Origin of the sequence: Pseudomonas sp. EGD-AK9 (genome assembly GCF_000465935.2) — a bacterium.
GTDB lineage: Bacteria > Pseudomonadota > Gammaproteobacteria > Pseudomonadales > Pseudomonadaceae > Aquipseudomonas.
The window spans coordinates 1-3,223 of the sequence record NZ_AVOF01000348.1; the positions used below are offsets into that span (position 1 = coordinate 1).

At 50.7% G+C, this 3,223-nt stretch carries 2 tRNA genes and 2 rRNA genes; all 4 read right to left on the bottom strand.

Annotated features, from left to right (window positions below):
* Nucleotides 1–981: ribosomal RNA gene (locus N878_RS15780) — 23S ribosomal RNA — on the bottom strand; the annotation flags it as partial.
* Between the two features lie 170 nt (nucleotides 982–1,151).
* A 16S ribosomal RNA gene (locus tag N878_RS15785) occupies nucleotides 1,152–2,701 on the bottom strand.
* 161 nt (nucleotides 2,702–2,862) lie between these two features.
* A tRNA-Gly gene (locus tag N878_RS15790) sits at nucleotides 2,863–2,936 on the bottom strand.
* A 14-nt stretch (nucleotides 2,937–2,950) separates the two neighbouring features.
* Nucleotides 2,951–3,027, bottom strand: a tRNA-Arg gene (locus N878_RS15795).
* Nucleotides 3,028–3,223: the final 196 nt, after the last annotated feature.

Below are 3,223 nucleotides of genomic sequence, written 5' to 3' on the forward strand. Positions count from 1 at the left end.
GGATAAGTCATTGGCATTCGGAGTTTGACTGAATTCGGTAACCCGGTAGGGGCCCCTAGTCCAATCAGTGCTCTACCTCCAAGACTCTTACCTTGAGGCTAGCCCTAAAGCTATTTCGGAGAGAACCAGCTATCTCCAGGTTCGATTGGCATTTCACCCCTACCCACACCTCATCCCCGCACTTTTCAACGTGCGTGGGTTCGGGCCTCCATTCAGTGTTACCTGAACTTCACCCTGGACATGGGTAGATCACCTGGTTTCGGGTCTACGACCACGTACTCATGCGCCCTATTCAGACTCGCTTTCGCTGCGGCTCCGCATCTTCTGCTTAACCTTGCACGGGATCGTAACTCGCCGGTTCATTCTACAAAAGGCACGCCATCACCCGTTAACGGGCTCTGACTACTTGTAGGCACACGGTTTCAGGATCTCTTTCACTCCCCTTCCGGGGTGCTTTTCACCTTTCCCTCACGGTACTGGTTCACTATCGGTCACTAGGGAGTATTTAGCCTTGGGAGATGGTCCTCCCGGATTCCGACGGAATTTCACGTGTTCCGCCGTACTCAGGATCCACTCAGGAGAGAACGAAGTTTTGACTACAGGGCTGTTACCTCCTATGGCGGGCCTTTCCAGACCTCTTCATCTACCTCGTTCCTTTGTAACTCCGTACAGAGTGTCCTACAACCCCAAGAGGCAAGCCTCTTGGTTTGGGCTAATCCCGTTTCGCTCGCCGCTACTCAGGGAATCGCATTTGCTTTCTCTTCCTCCGGGTACTTAGATGTTTCAGTTCCCCGGGTCTGCCTTCTCATATCCTATGAATTCAGATATGGATACCACTCCATTACGAGTGGTGGGTTTCCCCATTCGGAAATCTCCGGATCAAAGCTTGCTTACAGCTCCCCGAAGCATATCGGTGTTCGTCCCGTCCTTCATCGGCTCCTAGTGCCAAGGCATCCACCGTGCGCCCTTTCTAACTTAACCGTTAAAAAGAATCACTATGTGATATCTTGTGTTACTAATTGAATGTGATGTCTACTGTTATCTAGTTTTCAAAGAACACGTTTCGAAGGAATGATCCTTCAAAACTAAACAAGACAGGGAACGTTCTGTTTATAAGACCCAAGGTCTTATATTCCGTATAATATCCTTAGAAAGGAGGTGATCCAGCCGCACCTTCCGATACGGCTACCTTGTTACGACTTCACCCCAATCATCTGTCCCACCTTCGGCGGCTGGCTCCTAAAAGGTTACCTCACCGACTTCGGGTGTTACAAACTCTCGTGGTGTGACGGGCGGTGTGTACAAGGCCCGGGAACGTATTCACCGCGGCATGCTGATCCGCGATTACTAGCGATTCCAGCTTCACGCAGTCGAGTTGCAGACTGCGATCCGAACTGAGAACAGATTTGTGGGATTGGCTTAACCTCGCGGTTTCGCTGCCCTTTGTTCTGTCCATTGTAGCACGTGTGTAGCCCAGGTCATAAGGGGCATGATGATTTGACGTCATCCCCACCTTCCTCCGGTTTGTCACCGGCAGTCACCTTAGAGTGCCCAACTGAATGCTGGCAACTAAGATCAAGGGTTGCGCTCGTTGCGGGACTTAACCCAACATCTCACGACACGAGCTGACGACAACCATGCACCACCTGTCACTCTGCCCCCGAAGGGGACGTCCTATCTCTAGGATTGTCAGAGGATGTCAAGACCTGGTAAGGTTCTTCGCGTTGCTTCGAATTAAACCACATGCTCCACCGCTTGTGCGGGCCCCCGTCAATTCCTTTGAGTTTCAGTCTTGCGACCGTACTCCCCAGGCGGAGTGCTTAATGCGTTAGCTGCAGCACTAAGGGGCGGAAACCCCCTAACACTTAGCACTCATCGTTTACGGCGTGGACTACCAGGGTATCTAATCCTGTTCGCTCCCCACGCTTTCGCTCCTCAGCGTCAGTTACAGACCAGAGAGTCGCCTTCGCCACTGGTGTTCCTCCACATCTCTACGCATTTCACCGCTACACGTGGAATTCCACTCTCCTCTTCTGCACTCAAGTTCCCCAGTTTCCAATGACCCTCCCCGGTTGAGCCGGGGGCTTTCACATCAGACTTAAGAAACCGCCTGCGAGCCCTTTACGCCCAATAATTCCGGACAACGCTTGCCACCTACGTATTACCGCGGCTGCTGGCACGTAGTTAGCCGTGGCTTTCTGGTTAGGTACCGTCAAGGTACCGCCCTATTCGAACGGTACTTGTTCTTCCCTAACAACAGAGCTTTACGATCCGAAAACCTTCATCACTCACGCGGCGTTGCTCCGTCAGACTTTCGTCCATTGCGGAAGATTCCCTACTGCTGCCTCCCGTAGGAGTCTGGGCCGTGTCTCAGTCCCAGTGTGGCCGATCACCCTCTCAGGTCGGCTACGCATCGTTGCCTTGGTGAGCCATTACCTCACCAACTAGCTAATGCGCCGCGGGTCCATCTGTAAGTGGTAGCCGAAGCCACCTTTTATGTTTGAACCATGCGGTTCAAACAACCATCCGGTATTAGCCCCGGTTTCCCGGAGTTATCCCAGTCTTACAGGCAGGTTACCCACGTGTTACTCACCCGTCCGCCGCTAACATCAGGGAGCAAGCTCCCATCTGTCCGCTCGACTTGCATGTATTAGGCACGCCGCCAGCGTTCGTCCTGAGCCAGGATCAAACTCTCCGATAAATGGATCACAGGTTAAGTTCACCGCATCCTGCGGCGACACCTGTGTGACCTGCGTCGTGCAGGCCCTAGTTTGACTGACTACGCACATCGCTGTGCGATTTTTTAAAAATGAATTAACAGGTACGTTTTGTCTTGTTTAGTTTTCAAAGATCATTCAATAATGGAGCGGGTGATGAGAATCGAACTCACGACATCAGCTTGGAAGGCTGAGGTTTTACCACTAAACTACACCCGCGTAGTATCTTGTATTGGCGCGCCCGAGAGGAGTCGAACCCCTAACCTTTTGATCCGTAGTCAAACGCTCTATCCAATTGAGCTACGGGCGCTTATCAAGCGACTTAACTATCATACTATCATTTGATAGTGAAGTCAAGAAGTTTTTTTAAAATGTTTTTTCGAATCTTTTTCAATTCGACTTTTCTTATTATACACATTTTTAAAATCTTGTAAACACCTTAGAAAAACTTTTTTTGTTTTTCGTTTTGTTTCACGCTGTTCATCAGCGACGTTTAATAATATACC